We start from the raw sequence: 26,207 nt of genomic DNA on the forward strand, positions 1-26,207 counted from the left end.
CCTCTCCACGAAGCGCAGCGTGTTCTCGGAGACGCTGGAGAAGAACACGAGATCTACTGACTCCTGTGGCGTCAGGTCACGTGTTCCGAGTCCCCGTGCTGCGCGCTCGATGCCTGCCGTCATCGATCCCTCCTTCGTCGTCGTCACACTCGACCCGACTTCGAACTACTAGATGTTGGGCCCGCCCCTCACTGAGGTGCCACATGTAGTGGTATCAAGTCCAGCGACCGTCAAGCGTACGCCACGCCGGGTTTGTAACTTCGACATGACGAACCTTAGGATCTGAGGGTCCGGAAGTGGCCACGCCTGTGGTCGTGAGTGAAGAGAGGTCACCGATGCACGTGCGAGGGCGATGGAAGGCTGCGCTCGGCGCAGTCGTTGCGAGTGCGGCACTGGTGCTCACCGGTTGCTCCGGTGGAGCCGGGCAGGATGCTGCCGACGCTGGGAAGCCGGTGGTGTTGACGACGTTCACCGTGTTGGAGGACATCGCCCAGAACGTCGGTGGCGACCATCTCGTGGTCGAGTCGATCACGAAGCCGGGCGCGGAGATCCACGGGTACGAACCGACGCCGGGAGACATCCGGAAGGCGTCGGATGCCGACCTGATCCTGGACAACGGCTTGAACTTGGAGGTGTGGTTCGGCCAGTTCGTCGAGGAAGTCGATGTGCCCCATGTCGTGGTCTCGGAGGGGATCGATCCCATCGACATCGCAGGGGATGCTTACGCGGGCAAGCCCAACCCGCACGCCTGGATGAGCCCGAAGAACGTGCAGGTGTACGTCGACAACATGGTCGCGGCGTTCAGCGATCTCGACCCGGAACACGCTGAGGACTACGAGAGGAACGGGGAGACCTACAAGCAGCAGCTCCAGCAGGTCCAAGATGACCTGACGGGCGAGCTCGAAAGTCTTCCGACCAGCCAGAGAGCGCTGGTGACCTGCGAGGGCGCATTCTCCTACCTCGCCCGAGATGCCGGGCTGACCGAGAAGTACATCTGGCCCGTCAACGCCGAGCAGCAGGCGACCCCGCAGCAGATCACCTCCGCGATCGAGTTCGTCGACGAGAACGAGGTCCCCGCCGTGTTCTGCGAGTCGACGGTCTCCGACGACCCCATGCAGCAGGTTGTGGGTGCTACGAATGCACGCTTCGGAGGAACGCTGTTCGTGGACTCGCTCTCCGAGGAAGGCGGCCCGGTGCCCACGTACCTGGATCTGATCCGCCACGATGCGGACACCATCACTGCGGGACTCACCGGAGAGGACTCATGACGACAGCGGCGATCGATGTCAAAGGTGTCACCGTCCGCTACGGCGATGTACTCGCCCTCGACGACGTATCTGTTGCGGTGCGGGCGGGTGCGGTGACGGGGTTGATCGGAATGAACGGCTCCGGGAAGTCCACCTTGTTCAAGGCGATCACCGGCATGGTCCGGCCTGACGCAGGCAGCGTCCTGCTGAATGGCGCGCAGCCGGCGCCGGCCAGGCGGCGAGGACTCGTCGGCTACGTCCCCCAGAGCGAGGACGTCGACTGGGCTTTCCCCGTCTCTGTCCGAGACGTCGTGATGATGGGAAGGTACGGCCACCAGGGCGCCACGCGCCGAGTTCGGCCCGCTGACCGCATCGCTGTGGACGAAGCCTTGGAGAGGGTGGAGCTCACGGAGTACGCCGATCGACAGATCGGCCAGCTCTCCGGCGGGCAGAAGAAGCGCGCCTTCGTCGCCCGCGGGATCGCCCAGGACGCTCGGATCATGCTGCTGGATGAGCCCTTCGCCGGCGTGGACAAGCGCAGCGAAGCCACCATCGTCGATCTTCTCCGCGCACTCGCTGACGACGGCCGTACCGTCCTGGTCTCCACCCACGACCTCCATGCTCTGCCGCAGCTCGCCGACGACGCCGTGCTGCTGCTGCGAACCATCCTCTTCCACGGCCCGGTGAAAGAGGCCCTCACACCCGAGAGGCTCGCTCTCGCCTTCGGCCTGGACGTTCTGCAGCAGGAGGGTGCCGCATGACCCCGCTCGACTGGCTCCTCGAGCCGCTCTCCTACGACTTCATGACCCGTGCGCTCGTCACGACCGTGATCGCTGCCGTGGTGTGCGCACTGCTGTCGTGCTGGCTGGTGCTCATCGGCTGGTCGCTCATGGGGGACGCCGTCTCTCACGCCGTCCTCCCCGGAGTCGTCATTGCCTACATCCTCGGTGTCCCGTTCGCCATCGGCGCGGTCGTCTTCGGGTTCCTGGCGGTCGGCATGATCGGGCTCGTCCGCGGGACGAGCCGCGTGAAGGAGGACGCCGCCATCGGCATCGTCTTCACCACTCTCTTCGCCCTCGGGCTGGTTCTGATCTCGGTCACACCCAGCCAGACCGACCTCAACCACATCATCTTCGGCAACATCCTCGGCGTCTCCCGCGCAGACCTCGTCCAGATCGCGATCCTGGCTACCGTGGCTCTTGTCACCCTGGTGTTCAAACGCCGCGACCTCACGCTCTACGCCTTCGACCCGACACACGCCCACGCGATCGGCCTGTCTCCCCGATTCCTCGGCGCGCTGTTGCTGGGTCTTCTGGCGCTGACCGCAGTTGCCGCTCTCCAGGTCGTGGGAGTGGTGCTCGTCGTCGCGATGCTCATCATTCCCGGAGCGACGGCCTATCTGCTCACCGACCGCTTCGGGCGGATGCTCGTGATCGCGCCGGCCCTCTCGTCACTCTGTTCCGTGGTCGGGATCTACATCAGCTACTGGGTCGACGCCTCACCCGGCGGCCTCGTCGTCCTCACCCAGGGATGCGCCTTCGCACTCGTCTACCTCATCAGTCCGAAGCACGGTCTGCTCAGCAAGAAGGTCGGAGCTCGCCGGTATCGGCGCGAGATGGCGCACGGGCGTGAGGATCAGGTCGGATCCGCCGAGACGTAGAGGGCATCTGTCGCAGAGCGCCCCAGTAACGTTGGAGAGCCCGATTCTCCAGAACGAACTTCCAGCGCATCGGAGAACGGGGCTCCCGCCCCGACCACAAGCGTGGCCCCGACTCCGATGCCCTGGGACTCGAAAAACTGCAGCATCGACGGGTCCGTGTCCGAGATCCGCTCGACCACGAACCTGCCCTCCACTCCGACATCGGTGAGACGCCGCGCATCAGGAAGGGTCACCGTCCCGTCTGCTGCAGGGATCGGATCGCCGTGCGGATCGCGCTGAGGGCGGCCCAGCACGTCATCGATCCTCTCCACCATGAAGTCCGAGACGGCGTGCTCGAGACTCTCGGCTTCCTCGTGGACCTCGTCCCACCGGTACCCGAGGGTCTCCACCAGAAACGTCTCGATCAAGCGATGCCGCCGCACCATCACCAGCGCGTACGAACGACCGACCTCCGTCAACTCGACCGAGCCATACCTCGCGTGAGACAGAAGACCCTGCTCAGTCAGTTTCCGCACCGCATCCGAAGCGGACGACAGGGCAACACCGGTCCGCTGCGCGATGAGCTTCAACGTCACTGGCTCGTCACTCCACTCGGACAACCCCCAGATCGCCTTCAGATAGTTCTGGGCACTCGCAGACAGCTCATCGACGGACATGGCACGACGATAGCCTCGAAGCTTCAACTTCGCTATCTACAACTCAAAGCTTCGGAGCCCCAGGGACTCACGTAGTAGGCATCGACCATGAGGTGCGCCCCGGGCCCGCGCCTCATCCGGCACTGGCGCAGAACCCTGAGAACAATGCTCAGCCGAATGGATCTCTCCCCCGGCAATGGAGATGGGCTGCTGCACCGCTATGCGGCCACAGGCCAGGACCCGTGCGGCGCAGTGGGAGGCCGTCTACAGCATCGCCCCACGCACCGAAGCGCCGGTGGTGCGCGAATACCTCGACGACGACGGTGAGGTGCAGCGCAGCCTCGAGCTCGCGCGTTGGGGGCTGCACCCCGCGTGGGCGAAGGACAAGGGTCCCCGCCCGATCAACGCGCGCCTGGAGACGGTCGCGACTAACGGCATGTTCCGCGGACCGTTCTCGAGTGGCCGCGCCGTCGTGCCGATGACCGGCTACTTCGAGTGGGTCGAGGCTGATGACGGCGGCAAGGACCCGTTCTTCATCCACCACCCCGACGGTGAGCTGCTGCACGCCGCCGGTCTCACCGCCGCTCGCAAGGCTGAGGAAGGTGACGGCTGGGACGTCACCTTCACCGTCGTCACGCGCGAGGCGCGGGACGCCGGCGGCGAGGTCCATGACCGCATGCCGGTTTTCCTCTCCGAGGATGCCGTCGCCGACTGGCTCGCCCCGGGGAAGCTCGAGCCCGAGCAGAAGGACCCTCTGCTGGCGCAGCTCGACCAGGTCTCTACCGCCATGGCCGCCGAGCTGGTGACCGTGCCGGTGGACCGCCAGGTCAACAACGTCCGCACCCTCGACCGCACGGATCCCTCACCGCTCGACGCCGACTGAGCCCGCCGGCGCCGGGCTGTCCGGGCCAGAGCGCACACTGAGCCCATGCGCGCCCAGCCCTTCACGCCCTATCCCCCTCGGCCCTCCGGCCGGTCGGACGAGATGCGCGCGAGGTACCCGCGGTACTACGCGCAGAGGGACCTGCTCGGCGCGGCCGAGTCGGTCATCGCCGGCTACCACCGCGCTGTCGTCGGCGGCACCCCGGTGTCCATGACCCACAGCTGGCGGGACCCCGATCTTCCCGACGAGTCCGTCCAGGTCAGCATCGGTGACGAGCGGCTGCTCCTCACCGTCGAGGAGTGGCTGGACCGCATCGAGGTCGCCGAGTCCTACGTGATGTCCTGGGTCTCCGCCCGGGTCCACCTCGAGGGCGCCAAGCACGGCACCGACCGCGGCAGCGGGGAGCCGTACTGGCACGAGGCGGTACGCCGCGCGAACCCTGGGCGCCGCTGAGGCGACACCGGGGTCGCCTGGCGCGCGTGGCACCTCCGGTGCCGAGCGCCGCGGGGTCGCGCGACGGCAGAACGCCGCCTGGCGCTGCAGTCGAGTGCTGGTGCTGCGGGTCGGGGTGCGTGGCTGGCTCGGGTCCTGGACGCTTCGACGAGAGCGGTGGGCGGGTCGCCGTTGATCACCGTGACCCCATCTCGGCTCCGCTGGGGGTGCTGGACCGGGGGATCTTGACGCACTGGTGGGGGCGGGGCAAGCCCGGCTCGCTGCGCTCGGCCGACGGTCCCCGACAAGTTCCCGACGCGGTCGCAAGCTCCCTTGTTTCGCCGGGAACTTCTCGGGTCCTCGCCGGCTGCCCGGGCTCTCGCCTCCGGCTCGCCCTCCGGGTGCACCACCCCCACCAGCGCATCCCCCGCTCCTTGTCAGCACCCCCCGAACAGCGGAACAGAGGAGCACACCATGAGCATCACCGTCTACACCAAGCCCCGCTGCGTCCAGTGCGACGCCACCAAGCGAGCTCTCAACAAGCTCGGCTTCGACTACGACCTCGTCGACCTCACCGAGGACGAGCTCGCCCTTGAGCAGGTCAAGGCTCTCGGGTACGCGCAGGCGCCGGTGGTCGTCACCAGCGAGGACCACTGGTCCGGCTACCGGCCCGACAAGATCAAGGCCCTCTAACTCCAAGGGCGGGAGGCAACCCCTCCCGCCCACACTCTTCCCACTGTCTGCACTACGTGCATTATATGCACTAGTCCGATAGGCTCACATCACCACCGACCAGGGAGGACAGCATGGACCGCTTCACCGCCTTCGAGGGGAACCTCACCGCAGATCCCGAGCTCAAGGAGTTCGAGGACGGGAACGCCTCCGTGCGCTTCCGCCTGATCAACAACCCCACCCGCACCGACCGCCGCACCGGCGAGGTCATCAAGGAGACGCCCGTCGGCCAGTCCTGCGTCGCCCGTGACCCGTTCGCACGCAGCATCGCCGCGAACGCCAAGAAGGGCACACGCCTCCTCGTCTGGGGGACGCTCAAGACCCGCGAGTACACCGACAAGGACGGCAACCGCCGCACCGCCGAGTACCTCGCGGTCGCGGCCGTCGGCGAGTCCTGGCGATTCCGCAAGTCCTCCCCCCAGGCCTCCGAGGCCCCCGCTCCCTCCAAGGAGAGCGCCCCGCCGTGGCCCGAGGCCACGCAGCCCGGCTCCGGCTACGCAGGCTGACCCCAGACCCAGAACGCCCCCGACCCGTGCTCCGGTCGGGGGCGTTCTGCTGTCACCACAGCGGGAGTTGATCTCGGTCGATCGGCCTAACACCATCCGCCACCACCCCCTCGATGTCGGCACCCTCGCGCGCTGCGTCTCGCAGCTCCCGCGCGCGGCCGCGGGCGCCGCGCACGTCGCGCAGCGGGCTCCCGAGCCGGTGTCGCCGGGCCGCCCACTCGCGGCGGTTCTCGCCGCTGGTGCTCGCTGAGAGGTGGGCCGGGTTCTGGCACAGCGGGTTGTCGCAGTCCCCGTGGGCGACGACGGGCGGCAGCTCGGCTCCCGGATGGGCGATCGTCCAAGCGAAGCGGTGGGCGATCACCACCAGGCCGTCGCGGATCCAGAACCGACCGTGGCCCCTTCCTGAGATCGCCCCGGTCCACAGCCAGCATCCACCCTCGGTCCGGCGGACCTTCTCGAAGTACCGGTCCCGGATGGCTGGATCGGCCGCAGCCGCGACGACATCGAGCATGAGAGGGCCTCTCACCGACTCCACTCGGCGGTGGCGAGGTCGACAGTGGTCTCACCCTGCTCCTCTCCGCCCTGGTACAGCATGCCGTGCAGCTCGGTGCCGTCGGCGGAAGCCGGGGACAGCTGTCGGTGGACGTCCCCGTCCAGCTGGATCATCACACCCTCGCGGACGATCGCCGCTGCCTCGGCCTCGACCTCTTCGCCACTCAGCTTCTTCGCCGGCTTCTTCCCTTCCGTCCGCACCACGCTTCGCGTCTGGATCCCCAGCCTCTCCCCGACCTCCCGGCGGTTGATCCCGAGAGCGAGCATCTCTCGCTGCAGCTTCTCGGCGCGCCTGTGTGCCTCGGCCGCGTCTTGCTTCGCCTGTTCGCGAGCCTCGGCGATTCTCACCTCGGCTTGCTCGCGGATCTTGGCGACCTTCGCCTCGGTCGCGGCGTCGACGCCCTCGATCTCGAGCTGTGCCTCTTCGAACCGTTCCGCGATACGCAGCAGCTCCTGCTCGCGCTCGAGGAACCGATTCGCGCGCTCTCGCGCCCGCTCTCGGGCTTCGGCCGCCTTCGTGCTCTTCCGTGCCACTCCTGCTGTCTCCTTCACATCTTCCGAGTCATGTGCTGTGCGTGGTCCGTCGTTACCCGCGAGCGGCGGTCAGCTGGCGGCACGCGTCCACGGAGCGTCGCCTCCCATCGTCTTCCTCTCGCTCATCGGTCTCGGCTTAGGTCAACGCTCGGCCACCGACAAAGCACCTGTCCGGTGGTGGCTGGCGAGGGTTCTCGCGCTCGTAGAGGATCGCGCCGTCGACGCTCGTCCCGTACCGGCGCTGCGCGACCTCCCGCATCTCGTTCCTGATCGCCGCCCGGTTCCCTGGCGCGACTCCCGAGGCGCTCGCTGCGAGGCGCGCCTGCTCGAGATCGCCGGCGCTCGCGCGGTCCCACCATCGAGGGTCTCGAACTTGTGCGAGCGCCCTCTCAGCGCGGACGCGATCCGCTCGCTCCTGCACACTCTCGAGCTCCCGTCGGTGCGGAGCTTTGCCTGTCTTCGGGTTCAGGGTCCGACGAGCGCTGGTCTCGTCCTCTCTCAGATCACGAAGCGGGATCACGCGTTGGCGTGCCGCAGTGCTGCGAGACTCAGCGTGCGCTTCTGGTGATCGGTCAGGGTGCGGTCGAGCTCGGCGCACCGCCGCCGCTCCCTGGCGAAGGCGGTCAGCGTCGACCGCTCGTCTGGGATGTTCGGACTGTGTCTGCTGCCGGGCTGGCTCATCCACTGTGGGGGTGCTCATGAGGGCCTCCTGATCCGAGTGTACTTGCGTGCACCCTCGCGCGCGAGGCCTCGGACTCAACGGCGTCGCTCCCCTCTGTCGCTCCGCGCCGTCGGGCCGGGTGAGCTGCGCTGCTCCCCGTGGACTGCGGATTTCCCCTAACACCATCCCAGCCCACAGTCCACAGCGCAGCTCACTGCTCATCGCTGACCACACTACGTGTGGACAGCGAGCATGCACAGCATCTGCCGATGCTCTAGGACCTGATCGGCAGATCGAGCAAGCTCGATCCAGAGGACGCTTCGCGTCTCCCCAAGGTTCGCTACGCTCACGGCCGATCAGAACCACAGCAACGTCACACCTCTTGCATTATGAATGTCCTCGGTGTCGCTGACGCGGAGTGGGGGCTAGTATCAGCGCATGATGTCCGTGAGCAAGCTGTCCCATGGGGACGGCTATGCCTACTACTCGGCGATGACTGCCTCCGGCGATCAGCGCCGCCAGGACGGCCAGGACCTCACGGACTACTACCTCGACTCCGGCGCTCCCGAAGGCCAATGGATCGGCAAGGGCACCGCCGCCCTAGGCGTCTCCGGTGCGGTCTCGGAGCAGCAGATGACAGCCCTGTTCGGGGAGGGCCGGCACCCCAACGCCGATGCGATCGAGGCCTCGGTGATCGCCGGTGGCGGCTCGGCGAAGGAGGCCGAGCGGGCGTCCCGACTCGGTCGGCGGCCGTACAAGTACGACTCGTCGACGAGCGAGATCGGGCAGCGGATCCAGTCTGCCCGTGACGATCAAGAGACCCGGCTGGGCCGGGAGCTCTCCGTGGACGAGATCCGCCAGACGCGGATGCGCGTCGCCTCCGAGGTCTACGAGGAGCGCTTCTCCCACCGGCCGGTGGACGACAAGGAGCTCGCCACCTTCCTGTCCAAGGAGCTGTCCAAGGGGTCGAACTCCGTGGCCGGCTACGACCTGACCTTCTCGCCACCCAAGAGTGTCTCGGTCCTCTGGGGACTCGCCGACAAGGACACCGCCGAGGCCGTGGCTGCAGCTCATGAAGCTGCTATCGACGACGCCGTGGAGTACCTCGAGGAGCACGCCATCGGCACCCGCGCCGGCGCCGGCGGGGTCGCCCAGCTCGACGTCACCGGAATGATCGCCACCCGCTTCCGTCACCACGACTCCCGTGACGGCGATCCGCAGCTCCACGATCACGTCGTCGTTGCGAACAAGGTCTACGACCCGCAGAGCGACCGGTGGAGGACTCTCGACGGTGCCGCGCTGTACCGCTCGGCGGTCTCCGCCAGCGAGCACTACAACCAGCGCCTCGTCGCCCATCTGTCCGCGCGCGGATTCAGCTTCTCGCCCCGCTCCACCGGCCCGGGCAAGCGCCCCGTGATGGAGGTCGACGGCGTCGACCCGCGCCTCATGTCGCAGTCCGCGAAGCGCTCGGCCGCGATCCGAGCACGCACTCGCGAACTCGTCGCCTCCTACGTCCGTGAGCACGGACGAGAGCCCGACACGAAGCTCATGCACCAGCTGCGCCAGCAGGCAACGCTCGAGACCCGCACCCCCAAGGGCCCCCACCGGTCCCTGGCCGAGATGCGCGAGCAGTGGCGCACCGAGGCAGCAGAGATCGTCGGCAACACCGACGTGGAGAACATCGCCGACATCGCCCGCCAGGCCGCGGCAGGTTCCCGAGACAGGGCCATCGCCGTGCGCGACGGCCTGGACATCATCGGCGCCGGCGAGAACGTGATCGCCGAACTCTCCACCCGTCGCTCGACATGGGCAGAGCGCGACATCCGCGCCGAGGTCGACCGCTGGGCGGCACGGAACGACGGCTGGATGCTCAGCGGGTTCCAGCGCGAGGCGATCGCCCAGTACGCCCGCGACGTCGGCAGCGTCAACCTCACCCCCCGCTCCGAGGCCCCGGTCCTCGCGGACCTGACCCGTGCCGACGGCACGTCCATCTACGAGCCGCGCGACCGGAATATCTACACCTCCGCACGGATGATCGACGCCGAGTACACGCTGCTCGACGCCGCCCGCGAGGAGGCCATCCCGGCAGCCGCCCCCGCCACCTTCGACGAGATCCTCGCGCGCCAGGACGTCCCCCTCGACGACGGACAGATCGAGCTCGCACGAGCCTTCGCCTGCGGTGAGAACGTGCTCGCCGTCGGCATCGGTCCCGCTGGCGCCGGCAAGACCACCGCCATGAAGCTCGCCGTCGAGACGATCCAGGCCGGCGGCGGCCGCGTCGTCGGCCTGTCCGTCGCCGCCACCGCAGCCGCACAGCTCGAGGACGCCACGGGCGCGGAATCCACCACCCTCGCCCAGTGGTTGCACTGGCGCGGCCGCGCCCGCGAGGGCGACACCGTCCCCGAGCGCTTCGCGCTCCGCAGCGGCGACGTCGTCCTCGTCGACGAGGCCGGGATGGCTGGCACCCTGAACCTCGAGCAGCTCGTGAGCGACGCCCGGACCGTCGGTGCCCACGTCCGCCTCATCGGCGATGACCGTCAACTGCAGGCGGTCGAGTCCGGGGGCGCGCTGCGCATGATCGCCTCCGAGGTCGGCGCCGTCGAGCTCACCCAGCTGCACCGCTTCCGCCACACCGACGGGACCCGGAACGACGCCGAGGCAGAGGCGTCCCTCGCCCTCCGACAGGGCGACATCAGCTGGTACGAGTCCGCCGGCCGAGTCCACTCCGGCCGACACGAAGACCTCGTCGACCAGATCGTTCGCGCCTGGGACGCCGACGACGCCGCCGGACGCGAATCGCTCATGATGGCCGACACCAACGTGCGGGTCGCCGAGCTGAACGGTCTCGCCCAGGAACGCCGGATCGCACGCGGGCAGGTCGACCTCACCACCAGCACGGCCCTCCGCGACGGCCACGATGCTGGGACCGGGGACGTCGTCGTGACTCGCCGCGTGGACCGCACCCTCACCGTCAACGGCACCCGCGACTGCGTGAAGAACGGCGACGCCTGGACAGTGCAGCGCATCCACGCCGACGGCTCGATCACCGCCACCCGGCTCACGGACCAGCGCCCCGTCCACCTACCGGCCGAGTACGTGCGCGAGTCGACCGAGCTGGGCTACGCGAGCACCGTGCACCGCGCCCAAGGCCGCACCGTCGACGTCGCGCGAGCGTTGGCCACCACCGCCACCAGCCGCGAGGGCCTCTACGTGGCCATGACCCGCGGGCGCCACTCCAACGAGCTCTTCGTCGGCACCGACGACCAGCCCCGTGACGTGATCCTCTCGAGGATCACCCGCTCCGATCGGCGCGACGTCGCCGCCCGCGACGCGATGCTCACCGAGGCCGAGCGCGTGGACTCCCCCGCCGAGCTCGGCCGACAGCACCAGGACGTCACCAGCCGCGCCGACGAGCAGCGGTACAGCGTCCACCTCCGCGACTCGCTCGGCGCCGGCGCCGAGCGCGTGGTCACCTCCGACGCCCGCTCCGCCGTCGACGCCGCGCTGCGCAGCGCCGAGGACGCCGGCTACGACATCGACCGTCTCCTGCACCGGCACAGCGACGTCCTCGAGCCGGAGAAGGCAGAGGACCCCGGCAAGCTCCTCGCCTGGCGACTGCGCAACGACCTGCGCCGCGGGTCCGAGCAGGCGACCTCGGCCGAGCACCGGCCCCTGCGCGAGATGCCCCGCGAGCGGCTCGTCGAGCTCAGCGCCGAGTCGGCTGACCGTCGCGCGGCTGCGCGGGAGGCCGTCAACATCGCAGAGGCCCGCCACTCGCTCGACGCGAAGCCCATCGACCTCAAAGACCGGACGATCCCCGCCTGGACGGACCGAGCTCACGGCAGCCTCACCGCGGGAGAGCTCTCGGACATGGTCGCAGTGGCGCGCGTCGTCGCGTCCGAGGACCAGCACCAGCTGACCGACGCGCGCCGCGAGCTCCGCGAGCTGCAGCGCGAGTGGACCACGTACAGGCGCGCCGAGGTCAGCCTCCGAGATCCGCGCATGGAGATCACCGCGGCACGAATCCAACACGTCGAGGAGACCGTCTCCGCGCTGCGCGAGAAACTGCGCGCGGGGCACACCGACCTCACCGAACTGCGCCGCGAACAGGGCATGCGTCGGGCGATGCCCACGCGCAGCTGGGTCCTCGAGAACGTGCAGCGAGACGCTCAGAGGCGCCACGAGCACACCGACGCCGAGCACATCCACGCCCGCGCCGGCCACGTCCTGGACCTCGAGGAGGCTCACCGCGTCCTCGAGCGCGAATCGACGCTGGACCGGACGATCCGCGCCGAGCAGCGCCGACGCGAGGTCGAGCCCGATCGCCCCGTGCCGGCGCCGGCCGACGGGCTACCGCGCTGGCTCGCCCCCGACCGAGGGATGGACGACCCAGCGCTCTCCCCCGCATGGCGCGACCACCTCGCCCAGCGCCGACAGTTCCTCGCCGCCCGGCTGCGCGCGGACGGTCGCACGCTCGCGCTGCAGCGAGAGCCCTGGACCCGCGAGCTCGGCCCCACCCCCGCCGACGGCACGGCACAGCGCGCGCGGTGGGAAGAGACCGCCGGCCAGGTCAAGGCCTGGCGGCAGCTGCACGACTACGCCGTCGAGACCCGGGCCTTGCCGGAGCTTTCCGAGGTGGCGGCGCAGGACCGCGCGGACCTCGAGCAGCTCCGCTCCCGGCTCGCACCGCCTCCGGCCACTGCACCCGCGAGGACCCGGGATGTTCCCCTCCCCTCCCTCAAGGATCGGGTGGCCGCCCAGCGCGCGGCCGAGGGGGCCTCTAGGCTCTCCGACGGGCAGAAGCGCGCCGACGAGCAGATGCGACAGCGCCTCGCGCAGCAGGCGCGCGAGCGAGAGCAGGGGAAGGGACCGGTCCAGCGATGAGCGAGGTCGAGGACGGCATCGACGAGCATCTCCGGCGCGAGGAACTGCGCGCCCGCCACCGCGATAGCGGCCTGTGGGACGACACCCTCCTAGAGCGGTACACGACCCGGCAGGATCTCGTCGCGTTCGTCGACGAAACCCATCGCGCAACTGAGGGCGGTCAGGTCGGGTACTACGGCCTCAGCGCCGTGGTCTTCCACGCGGACGACCTGCCGGAGATCCGGCGCGACCTCGAGGAGATCGCCGGCGGCACGTTCTGGCACTCCAAGGAGGCCGTCAAGGACCAGCGGCTCCGCGGCCGAATCGGCGACATGAACGAGTACATCGCCGCGAAGACCGCGATGCCCGTGGTCGTCTTCGACGTCCGCGACCACGAGATCACCGAGGCGCAGGAGCGTGCCGTGCGAGATGTCTGCCTCCGAGGTGCGCTCAGAACACTCGACGAGCAGGGAATCACCGACGTCGTCCTGGACAACTTCCCGCAGGCCCAGCAGCGCAATGTCCGTCTCGACCAGGCGATCGTCCACGAGCTCCGCGAGAGGGGCGAGGTCAGCGAGCAGATGTGGATGCACCACGGGCGGATGAGCGAAGAGCACGCGCTGTGGAGCGCCGACACCGTGGCCTGGTCCGTGCAGCGCCACCACTTCGGGACGAAGGCGAGGGACTCCCAGCACATTGCCCCCCTCAGCGGGCGCCTGCAGGAGGTGCACGCGCTGACCGGGAAGAAGCGGGAACTACGGACGGCAGTGAGAGCCGACCTGGTGGGCCGTGCGGGGCAGCGAGAACGTCGCGCCCCCATCCACTCCCTCGCGCAACGCGTCCAGCAGCTCCGCGCCCAGGGCAGCTCACCGGTGCCCAGGCCCGCGGCGGCGCCGCGCCTGGACACGCCGAAGGCCCCTCCGGTCCAGGGGGCGGTTTCTAGGGGTCCTCGCAACACCTGATGGCTAAGTGGTCGTCAGTAGATCACGCAGACGCTCGGCTGGGGTATCCCAGTCGAGCGTCTTGCGTGGGCGGCCGTTGAGTTCCTGGGCGACGTGCTCGAGATCGGCGGGCCCGTAGGGGCGCAGGTCGGTGCTCTTGGGGAAGTACTGGCGCAGGAGCCCGTTGGTGTTCTCGTTGCTGCCTCGCTGCCAGGGTGAGTGCGGGTCGCAGAAGAACACCGGCACCCCGGTCGCGATGCTGAACTGCTTGTGAGCAGCCATCTCGGTGCCCTGGTCCCAGGTCAGCGACCCCCGCAGATGCGCAGGCAGCGTGCCGATCAGCGCGGTGAGCACGTCCCGGACCTCCTCGGCCGTGTGCCCGCCGGGGAGGTGACCCAGCAACACGTAGCGGGTGGTCCGCTCCACCAGCGTCACGATCGCCGAAGCGCTGCCCGGCCCGACGATCAGATCGCCTTCCCAATGTCCGGGCACGGCCCGGTCCTCGACCTCGGCCGGCCGTTCGGAGATCATCACCATCTCGTCCACGAACCTGGGCGTGCGCTGGTCAGGATGCTTGTGCGGCTTCCGGCGCGTCCTGCCGGTCCGCAGCGCCGCAGCGACCTCGCGTCGCATCCCGCCTCGGGCTTGGACATATAACGCCTGGTAGATCGTCTCCGGGCTCACTCTCATGCTCTCGTCGTCGGGAAACTCCTTGAGCAGAGTGTGGCTGATCTGCTCCGGCGACCATCTCACCGACAGCTTCTCCTGCACGAACTCCCGCAGCCGCCCCTCGGTGACGAGCTTGGACGTCTTCGGCCTCGGCCGCGACGTCGCCCAGGCACGTTGGGCGGCATAGGGCTGATAGCGCCCGTCCTCGGAGCGGGCGTCGAGTTCGCGCTTGATCGTCGAGGCCGGCCTGCCCAGCACCCTGCCGATCGCCCGCAGGCTCGCCCCGCTCCGCCGCAGGTCAGCGATCTTCTCCCGCTCCGTGAGCGTGAGATACCGGGGATGGAGCACAGCCTCCAACGCAGGCAGGGCAGGAACTTCCACGAGAGTGGTCATGCCTGTTGTGTAGTCGCTGCGTCGACCGTCCGGATAGAGCCGGGAGTCGCCGATCTTCCGAATCCCTCGATCCCAGTCTTCGGCCGTGCGGATGTTGATACCGACGTGCCCGGCAGCCTCGCGCCGACGCATCCCACCAGCACGCAACCGGTCATACTCACCCCGCCTCGGATGAGGCCCCGTGCCTGTCTTGCCGCGACCGCGGACTCCTGCCTTGCGCGCCCATCCATACGCCGTGTTCCGGCTGACGCCGACCGCGCGAGCAGCAGCTGAGATGCTGCCATCCACACGGCCCAGCGCCTCGAAGAACGCTTCCTTCAACTCCACGAACGACACGATCCCCGCAACCCCCTGAAGAACAGGGTGTTGCGGGGATCGCTAGAACCCGCGGGGGTCGGAGGGGCCTTCACGCTCCCTCTAGGGGAGAAGCTGGGCGGCACCGGGGTTCGGCGGGCTCATCCGTCCCGCACAACCCCCCCGGCCTCCTGGGTTCACCCACTTGCGTGAGCTCCAGGCAGTTGCCGCACCCCCAGTATAGCCGCCCGAGGCGGCTATACAAGGGCCAGGCGCGAGCGATCAGAGTCTGGCCACCCTCCTCTCCTGCTATATTATTGTCTCGCCAAGTCGTTATCGTTTAGTGTGTCACGGCGCCCACGGTCGACCACGAGGAGTCCTCATGCCCCGCATCACCCCGTACACCACCGAGGGTGCCGCGCAGCTCACCGGCCTCACCCGCGAACGCATCCGCCAGCTCGTCGACGAGGGCACCCTCCCGCGACATCCCCTCTCGACCGGCCGCGTGCTGCTCATCCGGGCGGCCGACGTCGAGCAGTTCGCGTTCGAGCGCGAGCGCGAGGCCCGGCGCAAGCAGCTCGACGAGCGCACGTTCACCACCCTCCCCCTGAGCCGCATTCCTGCTGCGGCCGCGCCGCGACCCCTGCTTCTCGAATCCGTCGAGCGGATGGAGGACTCCGGGCCCTACGTGCACGTGCGGATCTGGGGCGGCGAGGACGAGTACCGCATCGTCCTCCTCGGAGTCCCCGGCAACCAGGACGCAGACCTCCTCGATACCCGCACCCTGCACCGCACCCTGGCCACTCTGCAGGAGATCACCGCCGCCCGGGGGATCTCACTTGACTTCAACCGCACCGCCCTGGTCGAGCTCTACCGTGAACGCATCAGCACACTCCATGTCTGGGCCCTGCAGGGCACATGGGCGCACGGCATGCTCCCATTGCGTTCGGAGCACGATCTACGGGTCACCGAAGGGATCCAGGACCTGGTCTTCGGCGACCTCGAACGCGCACTGGGAAGCCAGCCCGTGCTCTACCACCGCGACGCCTACACGCTCGCCACCATCGAGGAGTACCACCGCACGAACACGCAGGTCCGCTACCCGTACGACGGAGAGCGGATCGGGGAGACCGCATCGCACTGGCGCGCCGTGCGTCCCCTCGAGGGCATCGCTGCGGACGCCGTCCGGGCGATGGTCTACCGAGAGGGTATGAAGGTTCTCGAGCGCGGCCAGCACCTCGCTCCCGAGTCCCGTGAGCGCGACGGGTTCCGGGAGGCCGACTGGGGTCTCTACCCCTGGCCTCCGCAAGGCTCCCGAGTCACCGCAGCGCCCATCCCCACCGACTTCGCGCAGTGGCTCGAGCAGGAGAATGCAGCGCCTGCCTTCGACCCAACCGACCACGAGGTGGCCCGAACCATGAAGGGTGCACTAGCCGAGCTCGCCGACGAACACGATGCGCATCACCCCGCCGCTCTTCCCGGAGTGTTGCCCGCGGCCCTCTGGTCGATGGGACAGCTCCACAGGGAGCTGTTGAAGTGGAACCCCGACCCGCTCGAAGGCGTTCCGGGATACCCGCGCCACCACGCACGCCACTACGGCACGTCCGTGGGAGATCCCGTTGCCGAGGCGTACTTCGCATCCCTAGACCTCACGGCCGAGCTGCACGACTACGAGCGCAACCACCTGCTGGCTCGCGCCTCCTCAGGCGTCACCGACACTGAGTTCTCCCGGGACCGGCTCGGCAACCCCGTCCTGCGCGGGACCACGTCGTACGGGAACCCGGAGTTCGTGGTCCGGGAATCGACGATTCCCGCACGCCTGGATGCGGAGACGCGCCTGCGTGCCGGAACGATGCTCTCCGGAGACACGCCACTGTTCATCTGCACCCCGGACGGTGACCCCCTCGGGCCTCTGCCCGACCCGTTCCGCTCTCCCGGCTTCGCCTTCGGATACGGAGGCTCGGGCCCCGGCAACGCGCTGCGAGCCGTCCGCCATGCACTGACCACCTCTCAACTGCCGCTGAGGAACGACGTGGACGAGCAGCTCCTGCGCGCGATCGACGGCGCCGTGCGGGAGACCGACATCCATGTCGCCGACCTGATCGCCTGACCTCCACCGATCCCGGACATGCCGGAGGCCCCTCCGGCATGGACCGGACGGGCCTCCGCGCTCAGCCTGGGGTCGCGTTAGCCTCGCCACCACTCGCTGTCATCCTCGAGATCCCCTGCACCCTCCTGGGCTGGCAGGGCAACAACCTCCGGGCCCTCCGGCTCCACGGATGGGGCCGGGCTCGCATCGGCCACCTCATCCTCCCCGACCAGCCCTTCCGGGAACCGGTCACGGTCAGTCGCGGCGTGCTCGTCGTCAGCCTTGTGACCGTTCGAGCACTTGAACAGCTTGGTGTCCTCGAGGCGCTGGAAGAACGGGAACAGGTGGTAGTCGTGGAACGCCGCCATCGCGTTGCCCTGCTCCTTGCTCTGCTCATCGGAGAGCACCGACGCACGCCACGCGGAGCGGAGCCCCGCCAGGACGTGCACCAGCCCCGGGTGGGCCGGCCAGCACTCCTGCACGCGGCGCGCGTGGGGCATGGAGTAGTTCGCGTTGAGCCAGTCCACCCAGTCCGCGAGCTCGTTCCAGGCCTGCACGCTCTGGTGCCGCGCGATCCAGTCCCGCGGGACGGGCGGCTCCTTCTCCTTCGCCTCGAGCCGCTCGAGGCGCACCTCGTGATCAGCGACCGCCTCGCCGAGCTCGTTGAGGTAGTGCTGCTCGATCTCCGTGAGGTAGGTGAAGTCGGTGTCGCCGGGGGCCGGCGTCGCATCCTCGGTCATCATCGTCTCCTCCTCATGCCGCAGCGCTGCTTCGTCCCGCAGCGACGCGGGACTTCGCGGTGCGCTGGGCGGACTTCTTGAGCTCGTCGCCGTCGGGCAGCTGCGTCCAGCCAGGCAAGCTGACCACGACGGCGGGAACGACTCCGGTCAGGAGCATCCCCTCCCCTACCTCGAGCCGCCCGATCTCCTCAGGACGCAGGATCCGCTTCTCCTGATCACTCACCGTCTGATTGCCCCGGGACATGCCGTGGTCACGGACCTGCGTGGAGAGCCCCTTCACCTCGACCATGCCGGTCAGCTTGGAGAGATCCTCGAGCTGCTCCGCATCCTTGATCCCCCCGAGGATCAGCAGCGCGAACGAGTTATCCACGATCATCTGGGAGCCTTCGGGACCCCAGGTCTTCCTGGTCTGCGCACGTCCCTGCAGGCCGTAGATGATCTGGACCCCGTAGCCGCGCAGATCCGAGAGCATCTTGGGGAAATCCGGGAGCGGGCAGATGTTCGCGACCTCATCGAGCACCGCGCGCAGCGGAGGGCTCAGCCGGCCCGACTCCGTGCGCCGGGCCGCCGTCTTGGCCGCCTGGAACACCGAGTCCACCAGCACCGCGACCAGCGTGGTCACGTCGGTGGGGTCGTTGTCGTCCGCGATGATCGCCAGCGTGTCGGTGGACCGCACGAACTCGTCGGGATCGAAGGTGGGGATCTGCTCGTCCTCGACGAACTGCTGGTTGATCTTCTGCAGCGAGAGAGCGTCGAGAGCGTCGTCGAGCGTCTGGCGGATCGAAGAGACGGTGTCCGAGGCGCCGGTGACTGCCGAACGCAGGCGGCGTGCGAGCAACGGGTCGGCGCCCGGGTGCTTGTCGAGGATCTTCAGCGCGGTGTCGTCGGTCTCGAGCTCAGCCGCCCACTTCAGCACGTCGGCGATCGAGTGGCCGCCCAGCGCGGCCGCGTGCAGGTACGACTGCAGCACCGTCCGGGCACGCCCGAGGAAGAACTCAGAGTTGGAGTCACCACCGCCAGCAGTGTGGGAGTCCTTCTTGCCTCCCTTGACCAGCTGTCCCGCGCGAGCTCGAGCCACGACCGTGTCCTCGCAGCCGCGCAGGATGTTCCATCGCATCGCCTCGGGCCAGGACACGAGGTTCAGCAGGTCGAACACCCACACCTTGCCCTTCTTCGCACGAGGTTCCGCGATCACATCCAGCAGATCCGCCTTCGTCGACGTCACCACGAGCGCACCGGGCGCGTTCAGCGCCGCCCGGCTCAGGACGCGAAACGTCTTGCCGCCCCCGGTCGGCGCAACGACCCCGAGATGCTGCTCCTGGCCGAGATGCGCCTCGACGGCACCGCGCGCGAACGCCGCGGTGCCCACGCAGAACGTCCGCTCCTTCGCGGGGACCCGCGAGTCGGCGGGCCACAGCCGGCCGTCACGATCCTCGGAGAGGATCGCATCGCGGCCGAGCACCTTCTTCACGTCAGCCTTCGTGGCCATGCCCTTGCCCGGTGCGCGCAGCCGCCACTTCGTCAGCAGTGCCGAGACGGCCACGATCACGACGGCGATCAGCGCGAGGAGAAGGCCCAGGAGCACGTAGGTCCAGGTGCCGCCGCCGGGGACCTCTGCCAGGCCCTGCCCACGGACCACGCCCACGAGCCCGGTCATGCTCACCTCGAAGTCGCCCCACTCCGCGGGCGTGGACAGCACCACTGCGGTGTGCCACACCCCCAGCAGGCCGGCGACGAGGATCAGCAGGAACGCCCACCAGTAGTCGGCGACCAGCAGCAAGAGCGTCGAGGGAGTCTTGTCGTAGCGACCTCGCTGAGCCATCAGGAATCTCCCTCGGTTGTGGCATCCATCGGGGGCGGGAACGTCCACGCCCGGGCGAGCACGCCCTCGAGCGGTCGCACCGCCAGCAGCGTCCGGTGCTCGCGGTGTTCCCCCGCCCGCGCCCAGACGATCCGGAACGGCACCTGGTCATCGTGGTAGGCAGGCGCCACTTCCCGCTCAATCACGGGGCCTGGGCGGTCGGGGTCGGTGACCGCCGACCCGCGCAGGTACCCGCGTGTCCAGTGCGCAAGGAAGCCGGCGAGGTTCCGGGGGTTCTCCGTTCGGCGCGAGGCCGTGAGGATGTCCGAGGCGGCATGCGCGACGTACCGAATCGGCAGCGACGCCAGGACGGCCGGTGGCCGCAGAGGCGCTGCGACCTCCCCCAGAGACCCCTCGAGCAGCACACCGGCACTCAGGCGGTCCTGCAGCTCGTCGCGCTCACGCAGGTCCAGTGAGCGCGTCGCCTCGTCCCGGAGCTGCTCCCACACGTCCAGGCGCAGCATCACCCCATCCAGGCGGCCGCGCCGCGCGATGTACAGCGGGGTGCGACCCGACTCGGAGGTCGGATCAAGGTAAGTCGAGGTGACCGTCGGGATTCGGGTCGAGGACACAACTTCGGCGGCGCTCATGCGACATCACTCCCCGCACCCGCCAGGGCGAGATCCTCGGCGTCGTCCTGCGCACCGGCCGTGAAGTCGTCACCCTGCAGCCCGACGCGCGCCTGCGACAGCAGCGCACCATCGGTGTCAGCCAGCTGCGCCTCAATGCTCGAGCGCGACGCGCGCATGAGCACGGCGGGCTTGTTGCCGATCTTGAGCAGGCAGCAGCCCTGCTCGAGGTTCATCAGCAGGTCGATCGACGACGGGGGCATGCCGAACAGTCGTTGGCACGCCTCGGCGTCCTCTCGGCGTGCCTGGCGGAACATCGCGATGGTGCCGGCCTCCTTGATCGTGGCGATGGCCGGCGAGTTCGCCGGCACATCGGAGAGATGCTGGTAGTTGGTCACGGTCGACAGGGCGAGTCCGCGAGACTTCTTCGTGTTCTGCTGGGACACCTTGGCGAAGGACCCGTCCACCAGGTGCCAACCCTCCTCGATCACGAAGAACGTCGGGACCGCCGACTTCTGCCGCAGGAGGGTGGCCCGCAGCCACGTGTTGATGATCGCCATGACCACCGGCACCGCCGGGCCGCTATCCGGCAGCGCCGAGATATCGAAGACCGTCAGCCCCGCGTGGACACGGATCTCCTCACTGGTCTCCCCGTCGATCAGCCCGGCGAGCTCGCCTTCGATGCACTCCTCGAGCGCGAACCCGACGCGACGACCCCAGGTTGCGTAGTCGTCGACTCCGTAGCGTCCCAGCTGCGCCTCGACGATCTCCTCGTCCGGCTCCAGGAGGTACCTGGTGACGTCGTGGATCGTCGCGACCGCGCCGCGCTCCCGCGCCCGCGTGACCGCGGCGTCCCGCGCGACCCGCAGGGCCTTGCGCTCGTCCGCGCTGAGGACCTCGCCGATCACCTCTTCGAGGATCGCCTTGAGCAGGTCGGTGTGGTTCGCCGTGAGTCGGTCGGATCCCGTGATCACGGGATCCAGCGGGTTGATCCTCAGCCCGCCCTCTTCGCCGGTGAAGCGGATGGGCTCCACGCCGAGGGCGCGGGCCAGTGAGGCGTACTCGCCCTCGTGCTCGGAGTCTTCATCTCCGGCCGACTGCATCTTCTTGTCCACGATCACGACGCGTCGTCCCAGCATGAGGTTGCGCATCGTGACCCAGGTCTTGGAGAACGAGGACTTGCCGTAGCCGACATCGCCGATCGAGACGCAGTTCGGAGAGCCGATGACCTTGGACCGGTAGCCCTCGATCGGATCGTGGAAGACCGGCCAGCCGGTGATCAGGTCGTCTCCGGCGTAGAGGCCGAACGATGATGTCGGCGCCCCGGCCACTGCGAGATGCAGCGCCGAGGTCTGCGACGTCGTCGACCGCAGCATGGTGACCTGCTGGTCATAGGCTCCCAGGAAGTCGAGCCACCCCTTCCGGCGAGCCTCCTGCAGCCACGGCTCGGGAAGCTTCGTCTCTGCAGAGGAGGGCGGGGTGCCGCCCTTTCGCTTCTTCCGCTGCTTCACCTTCATCGGTGCTCTCCTCGTCTATGCCGCTCGCAAGTGGCGGCGGGGGCCTGTGGGCTTGCTGCGCTGACGATCACGTCGGCAACCACTTCTTCTTACGCCGCCGCACTCCGGTAGCCAACGGCAGCGTCAGCGGCATCGCCAGGTGGTGCGCGTGGTCCTGCCAGTCGAGGTTCGAGATGTGCGACTCGGCAGCGGCCTCCTCGATCGCGTTGACCGCCCGCTCGAGCTCCTCGAGATCGGGAGCCTGGATCGTCACGGCCAGCGCCCACTCCGCCCCGTGGACGCCCGATCCCGGCTGCAGGTCCTGCAGTCGGCGCTGCGACGCTGTCAGCTGGGCCTCGCTCGTCCCGTCCGAGACCTCCTTGGCCTTCTGCTGCACCGCCGAACGGTCCATCGTCAGGTCATCCCGCGCCTCGGCCCGGGCGGTCGTCGCCGGCACCACCGTCACGTGGGTACTCACGGTGCGTACCACTGCCGGGTTCACGCCCGTCAGGAGAGGCACCAGCATGTCGACCGGCAGCTCTCCCGCCGCGAACCCGTCGCGCGGCACCACGGCCGTGCGGGTGTACCACCGCTTCTGGCTCCCCTCGATCACCAAGTACCGGGAGGACTCCGAGCCGATCCACGGCAGCCACATCGAGAACCGGTCAGCGCCCTCGAGGCGATCCAACGGCTGATCGGGATCCTGCAGGCTGCGCGTCACCGCGGCGAGCCGTCGCTCGTCGAGCTCCCGGAACGAGAACCCGTTGGCTCGGCCAGCGGAGATGATCCGGCGCAGCTCGGTGGCCAGGACCACGGCCGTGCGGGCATCGGCCCGCTCCCGGTCACTGGCCTCGGCCATGTCGTCCGGGAGGACCACGCGATCGGCCGCCGCGTAGAACTCGCGACTCGCCGGCACACCGATCGCCAGCCAGGTACGGTTCTGCTCCTGCTCGCTGATCACTCCGTCCACGAGCTCGGCGTACGAACGCACGAGGATCTCCGGTGCGTTGTCCGGCAGCGCATCGATGAGCCACTGCACGTGATCGGCCGGGTCGAACGGCACGATCCGCGCCACCGGCTGCAGATGCCTCGCCAGCGAACCCTGACGCGCCATCACGGCCTGGAACTTCGCCCACCCCGCGTGGTTCCGCAGCCCCTCAAGCCCGTCGACCACACCAGACTGCTGTGCCCGGAACTCGAGCACCATCGTGAACTGGGTCTGGTCGTGGATCCGCTGACGAAGCACAGCCACACGTCCAGGATGCTCCGCCCCCGGCCACAGCTCGATCTCGAACCCACGCAACGTCCCGACGGCAGCCGGCAGGTGAGGGACATTCCCCTCAGCGGCCTCGGCCGCCTCTCCCCCGACCGTGTCCAGCGTCTTCATCCGGCGGTTCCAGCGCCGACGCAGGGGAATCGCGAGCATCCCGACCACGGACTTGTGGCCGAAGCTCGGCCTCGGTGACCACACGAACACGGTCGTGGCCAGCAGAACAGCGCCCAGCAGGACGGTCCACGACCAGCGCATCACCATCAGCTGAGCGACCACCAGCACGGCCAGGGTCGACCACATACCGATCCGCTCGAGGCGGTTGCGGCTGCTGCCGAAGATCGAGCGGCCCTGCAGCTCGCCACCGAGCTGCACATGCGTCACGGCCATCACTCGCTCCACTTCCGTCGATCATGCAACGAGCTCTGCTGCTCTTCCTGCGACGGGCCCTGCGAAGGCGGTGCCGCGCTCTCCGCGGCCGTCTTCGCGGTCGCGGCAGCGGTCTGCGTGCCCCTGGCGGCCATGGCCGCCAGGATCAGTGCGCCGCCCGTGGCCGCACCGCCCGCAGCCACACCGGCCTTGCCCGCGGCACCGGCAGCACCTGCCTTGCCGGCACCCGCCGCGGCGGCGTTCCCGCCGCCACCTGATGTGCTCAAAGAACCCAGCTTGTTCGTACTGCCACCGGATACGCCCCCGCCGGGCTGGGGCGCAGCCGGTGCTGACGGCATGGAGGAGGACGAGGATCCCTGGCCAGTGGGCGGGGCTCCTCCGCCTCCTCCGCCACCGGCACCGCCGCCGGACGTCTGCATACGGCGCATCCCGACGGTCATCATCATTCCGCCCGCCGCACCGGCAGCGGCCGACGCCGGGTTGAACCCGCCGCCGTCGACCTCCGAGCCGTCCGGCAGGAGCGGGATGAACTTGAACGCCACCCACGGCGCCAGCCCCACCGCGAGAAGCGCCAGAATGATCATGCAGCCCTCACCGAGGGTCTGCAGCGCGTCCTGCCCCAGCAGATTCAGCGGCTTGAACGACTGGATCATCATGAACAGCACCGTGATCACGAACAGCAGCGTCGGCTTGGCGAGCATGATCCCGAGGACCAGCATGGGGACGCGCAGCGCCTTCGACCTCCACCGCGGATGGGCGAGCATCCCGAACGCGATCGCCATCCCCACCGACGTCATGTAGACCGCCATGCCCTGCGCAATGAACATCACGAACACCAAGACGGCGCCGATGAACAGGATGAACCAGAACACCAGGCCCATCAACACACCGCCCGGCATCAAGTTCGCGGTGACCGAGAAGATCGCCCCCTCGAGCACCGTCTCGTAGATATCCTCGCCACCCCAGGCAATGATCCCCCGGTTGAACGCCGCGATCATGTTCTGGACGACGTAGGCCAGCACCGGCGCCCAGACCATCGAGATGATCCCGCCCATGAGGTACTGGAAGCTCTCGCCCAACTGGTGCGCCGAGATACGGTCACGGGCCGCGTCCTTGAGCACCATGATCATCATGACCGCCGCGACGAACAGCCCGATCCCACCGGCAGCGGCGTAGGCGTTCCGCCACCACTCGGCGCTGAAATCGGCGTTTCCGATGTTCACCAGTTCGCCCATGACCTTGTTCAGGAAGTCGACCGCGCCTTCCTTGAGCATGTTCACGATGTCCTCGAACGCGCTCTGCGGATCGTCGATGAACGCTTTCGCCTTCTTGGCGGTGTCGATGACCTCCTCGGCCTGGCCGATCGTCGCGTCATAGGCCGTCTGCGCGGCATCTCGCAGGCCACCGACGTTGGCAGTCACCAGGCCGACACAGCCCACCGTAGGAACGGGGCCGAGCGGCAGTAGCGCGCCGCACATGATCTGAGGCTGAATCTCCTCGAACGACGGAGCCTGCGCGATCGCCCCCTCAGCCAGCTCGACACACTTCTCCAGGAGATCCCCGCCGCCGGTCGGCAACAGGTCGCACGCGAACTCTGCCGCGGCGGTGTTGCCGGCGGCGCGAGCCGCTTCCTCGTCCTCCGCAGACGGTTCAGCGAGGGCAGGACCTCCACCGATCATGACCACCAGAAACAGAGTTAACGCCGCCACCAAAAGACGGCGGGAGTGCTCAGCTCGCGTCTTCATAGTTCTCCCACTGGGTGTGCGTTCCCACCAGGGTCGACACCTCATCGTCCGGCTCGGTAACAGGCTCCTCAGGCAACGTGGTCGGGGCCTCCGCCTGGCCAGTTCCGCTGATCTTCCAGTCACCATCCACCCAGGCCAGCGTCGTCGAGGAGGTGGCGTAATAGAACTCGCCCTCTCCCCAGTAGTCGTAGGCGTGCACGATCTGCACGGTGGCCGACTCTTCCTCCGTGCACTCAGCAACGGTGAAACCGCCCCAGTCGGGACGGATCGAACCGCGGGGGCTCTCTGCGTCACCAAACTCTTCGAGCATCTCTCGCGTGCTCTGGACTGAACTTTCCTGGTACTCGCCGGTGGTCAGCTCCTCGGTGAGCGCAACGTATTCCTCTTGGCTCAGCTCTCCGGAGGTGGCCTTCGTGTAGTCCAGTCCGACGAGGTAGTTGGTCGCGGCCTCGACCGCTCCCTTGCAGGTTGGCTCGTACCCCACGGGCACGGAGGGATCATGCTCGGAAGCTGCCGAGCCGCCTTCCCCGACCGTGACCTTGAGGTCGTCCCGAATCACGGGCTGACTCGACGGGGGCGCGGACGACGTCGTCGCCCCGCCCTCCCGCGGCTCCTCGTCGTCGGAGAACAGCAGCTGCGCGCCGAGCACGCCCGACAGTGTGAGTAGCACCAGAACGGCCACCGAGAGCACCGCGATGACCGGCCCCCGGCGGAGCCGGCGCCGGTCCTGCTGCTCGTCGCGGAGGTCCGACATCAGCCCTGCACCGAGCCCACGATGAACAGGATGGCGGCGAAGATGATGCCGAGTGCCGCGCAGGCACCGAACGCGATGAGCGCGACCTTGAGCTGTCCGGCAGCCTCGGTCATCTCTTCGCTGCGGTTGGAGTGCCGCGCGACGGCCCACTTCCCCGTGCCGATGAGCGCGCCGATCGCGCACGCCACGAAGGCCAGGGCCCACAGGCCCCCGAGGACCAGGGCGACAAGGCTGTTCACCTCTGCGCCGAAGATATCCAGGCTGGGAGCAACTCCCTCAAACGGGTTCATG

The 26,207-nt window shown here is 68.5% G+C and carries 23 protein-coding genes; 10 read left to right on the forward strand and 13 right to left on the reverse strand.

The window, feature by feature from the left end; translation table 11 throughout:
• The first annotated feature begins 335 nt into the window (after positions 1-335).
• From ACTICP_RS07645 to ACTICP_RS07655, 3 genes are read left to right on the forward strand one after another with little or no spacing between them, the layout of a single operon-like run.
• Entirely contained in the window at positions 336-1,268 is a 933-nt protein-coding gene (locus ACTICP_RS07645; protein ID WP_441891130.1) for a metal ABC transporter substrate-binding protein, read from the forward strand.
• Complete coding sequence (locus tag ACTICP_RS07650; RefSeq protein ID WP_102237453.1) at positions 1,265-2,008, forward strand: metal ABC transporter ATP-binding protein; 744 nt, start codon at positions 1,265-1,267, stop codon at positions 2,006-2,008. The genes ACTICP_RS07645 and ACTICP_RS07650 overlap by 4 nt, the downstream gene beginning before the upstream one ends.
• Positions 2,005-2,907, forward strand: coding sequence for a metal ABC transporter permease (locus tag ACTICP_RS07655; RefSeq protein WP_441891085.1), 903 nt, complete (start codon positions 2,005-2,007; stop codon positions 2,905-2,907). The genes ACTICP_RS07650 and ACTICP_RS07655 overlap by 4 nt, the downstream gene beginning before the upstream one ends.
• Here the strand turns inward: ACTICP_RS07655 and ACTICP_RS07660 are convergent.
• Positions 2,883-3,563, reverse strand: coding sequence for a metal-dependent transcriptional regulator (locus ACTICP_RS07660; RefSeq protein ID WP_441891087.1), 681 nt, complete (start codon positions 3,561-3,563; stop codon positions 2,883-2,885). The two genes, ACTICP_RS07655 and ACTICP_RS07660, sit on opposite strands and share 25 nt — an antisense overlap.
• A gap of 199 nt (positions 3,564-3,762) precedes the next feature.
• Here ACTICP_RS07660 and ACTICP_RS07665 point away from each other — a divergent pair, with 199 nt between their 5' ends.
• The 4 genes from ACTICP_RS07665 to ACTICP_RS07680 all read left to right on the forward strand — a co-directional run bounded on the left by ACTICP_RS07665 (position 3,763) and on the right by ACTICP_RS07680 (position 6,095).
• Positions 3,763-4,425: an SOS response-associated peptidase gene (locus tag ACTICP_RS07665; RefSeq protein ID WP_441891089.1), complete on the forward strand. Its 663-nt coding sequence runs from the start codon at positions 3,763-3,765 to the stop codon at positions 4,423-4,425.
• A gap of 45 nt (positions 4,426-4,470) precedes the next feature.
• Entirely contained in the window at positions 4,471-4,878 is a 408-nt protein-coding gene (locus ACTICP_RS07670) for a hypothetical protein (RefSeq protein ID WP_070500691.1), read from the forward strand.
• A 453-nt stretch (positions 4,879-5,331) separates the two neighbouring features.
• Positions 5,332-5,550, forward strand: coding sequence for a glutaredoxin-like protein NrdH (gene nrdH, locus ACTICP_RS07675; RefSeq protein WP_070501145.1), 219 nt, complete (start codon positions 5,332-5,334; stop codon positions 5,548-5,550).
• Positions 5,551-5,663: 113 nt separating this feature from the next.
• Complete coding sequence (locus tag ACTICP_RS07680; protein ID WP_070501146.1) at positions 5,664-6,095, forward strand: single-stranded DNA-binding protein; 432 nt, start codon at positions 5,664-5,666, stop codon at positions 6,093-6,095.
• Positions 6,096-6,147: 52 nt separating this feature from the next.
• Here the strand turns inward: ACTICP_RS07680 and ACTICP_RS07685 are convergent, their stop codons facing one another.
• The 3 genes from ACTICP_RS07685 to ACTICP_RS07695 form a co-directional block, all read right to left on the reverse strand.
• A complete protein-coding gene (locus ACTICP_RS07685; RefSeq protein WP_441891092.1) occupies positions 6,148-6,606 on the reverse strand; it encodes a hypothetical protein in 459 nt (152 codons plus the stop codon).
• A gap of 11 nt (positions 6,607-6,617) precedes the next feature.
• Entirely contained in the window at positions 6,618-7,181 is a 564-nt protein-coding gene (locus tag ACTICP_RS07690) for a hypothetical protein (protein WP_070501148.1), read from the reverse strand.
• Positions 7,182-7,697: 516 nt separating this feature from the next.
• Positions 7,698-7,862: a hypothetical protein gene (locus ACTICP_RS07695; RefSeq protein WP_168165427.1), complete on the reverse strand. Its 165-nt coding sequence runs from the start codon at positions 7,860-7,862 to the stop codon at positions 7,698-7,700.
• A gap of 418 nt (positions 7,863-8,280) precedes the next feature.
• Between ACTICP_RS07695 and mobF the strand changes: the two genes are divergently transcribed.
• Both mobF and ACTICP_RS07705 read left to right on the forward strand, forming a co-directional pair.
• Positions 8,281-12,726, forward strand: a complete 4,446-nt coding sequence (mobF, locus tag ACTICP_RS07700; protein ID WP_070501149.1) for a MobF family relaxase — start codon at positions 8,281-8,283, stop codon at positions 12,724-12,726.
• A complete protein-coding gene (locus ACTICP_RS07705) occupies positions 12,723-13,667 on the forward strand; it encodes a hypothetical protein (RefSeq protein WP_441891095.1) in 945 nt (314 codons plus the stop codon). The genes mobF and ACTICP_RS07705 overlap by 4 nt, the downstream gene beginning before the upstream one ends.
• Positions 13,668-13,670: 3 nt before the next feature.
• Here ACTICP_RS07705 and ACTICP_RS07710 read toward each other — a convergent pair whose 3' ends face one another.
• Entirely contained in the window at positions 13,671-14,840 is a 1,170-nt protein-coding gene (locus tag ACTICP_RS07710) for an IS30 family transposase (RefSeq protein WP_441891132.1), read from the reverse strand.
• A 544-nt stretch (positions 14,841-15,384) separates the two neighbouring features.
• Here ACTICP_RS07710 and ACTICP_RS07715 point away from each other — a divergent pair.
• Positions 15,385-17,112, forward strand: coding sequence for a helix-turn-helix domain-containing protein (locus ACTICP_RS07715; RefSeq protein WP_070501151.1), 1,728 nt, complete (start codon positions 15,385-15,387; stop codon positions 17,110-17,112).
• A gap of 77 nt (positions 17,113-17,189) precedes the next feature.
• On the opposite strand, the gene ACTICP_RS07720 is transcribed toward ACTICP_RS07715, so the two are convergent.
• From ACTICP_RS07720 to ACTICP_RS07755, 8 genes are all read right to left on the reverse strand, one after another.
• On the reverse strand, positions 17,190-17,831 hold the full coding sequence (locus tag ACTICP_RS07720; RefSeq protein WP_441891097.1) for a hypothetical protein: 642 nt from the start codon (positions 17,829-17,831) through the stop codon (positions 17,190-17,192).
• Positions 17,832-17,844: 13 nt separating this feature from the next.
• Positions 17,845-19,653 (reverse strand): type IV secretory system conjugative DNA transfer family protein, encoded by a 1,809-nt coding sequence (locus ACTICP_RS07725; RefSeq protein WP_441891099.1) that lies wholly within the window; start codon positions 19,651-19,653, stop codon positions 17,845-17,847.
• Positions 19,653-20,282, reverse strand: coding sequence for a hypothetical protein (locus ACTICP_RS07730; protein WP_070501154.1), 630 nt, complete (start codon positions 20,280-20,282; stop codon positions 19,653-19,655). Before ACTICP_RS07730 ends, ACTICP_RS07725 begins: the two co-directional genes overlap by 1 nt.
• Positions 20,279-21,778 (reverse strand): ATP-binding protein, encoded by a 1,500-nt coding sequence (locus tag ACTICP_RS07735; RefSeq protein ID WP_441891101.1) that lies wholly within the window; start codon positions 21,776-21,778, stop codon positions 20,279-20,281. Before ACTICP_RS07735 ends, ACTICP_RS07730 begins: the two co-directional genes overlap by 4 nt.
• Positions 21,779-21,845: 67 nt before the next feature.
• Positions 21,846-23,417, reverse strand: a complete 1,572-nt coding sequence (locus ACTICP_RS07740; RefSeq protein ID WP_441891103.1) for an SCO6880 family protein — start codon at positions 23,415-23,417, stop codon at positions 21,846-21,848.
• A complete protein-coding gene (locus tag ACTICP_RS07745) occupies positions 23,417-25,162 on the reverse strand; it encodes a hypothetical protein (RefSeq protein WP_441891105.1) in 1,746 nt (581 codons plus the stop codon). Before ACTICP_RS07745 ends, ACTICP_RS07740 begins: the two co-directional genes overlap by 1 nt.
• Positions 25,146-25,916 carry a hypothetical protein gene (locus ACTICP_RS07750; protein WP_070499600.1) on the reverse strand — a complete coding sequence of 257 codons (771 nt, stop codon included), beginning with the start codon at positions 25,914-25,916 and terminating at the stop codon, positions 25,146-25,148. The genes ACTICP_RS07745 and ACTICP_RS07750 overlap by 17 nt, the downstream gene beginning before the upstream one ends.
• Positions 25,916-26,206 carry a hypothetical protein gene (locus ACTICP_RS07755; RefSeq protein WP_010552463.1) on the reverse strand — a complete coding sequence of 97 codons (291 nt, stop codon included), beginning with the start codon at positions 26,204-26,206 and terminating at the stop codon, positions 25,916-25,918. Before ACTICP_RS07755 ends, ACTICP_RS07750 begins: the two co-directional genes overlap by 1 nt.
• Position 26,207 lies beyond the last annotated feature (1 nt).

This window comes from Microbacterium sp., from assembly GCF_052102115.1.
In the GTDB taxonomy this organism is placed as follows: domain Bacteria; phylum Actinomycetota; class Actinomycetes; order Actinomycetales; family Microbacteriaceae; genus Microbacterium.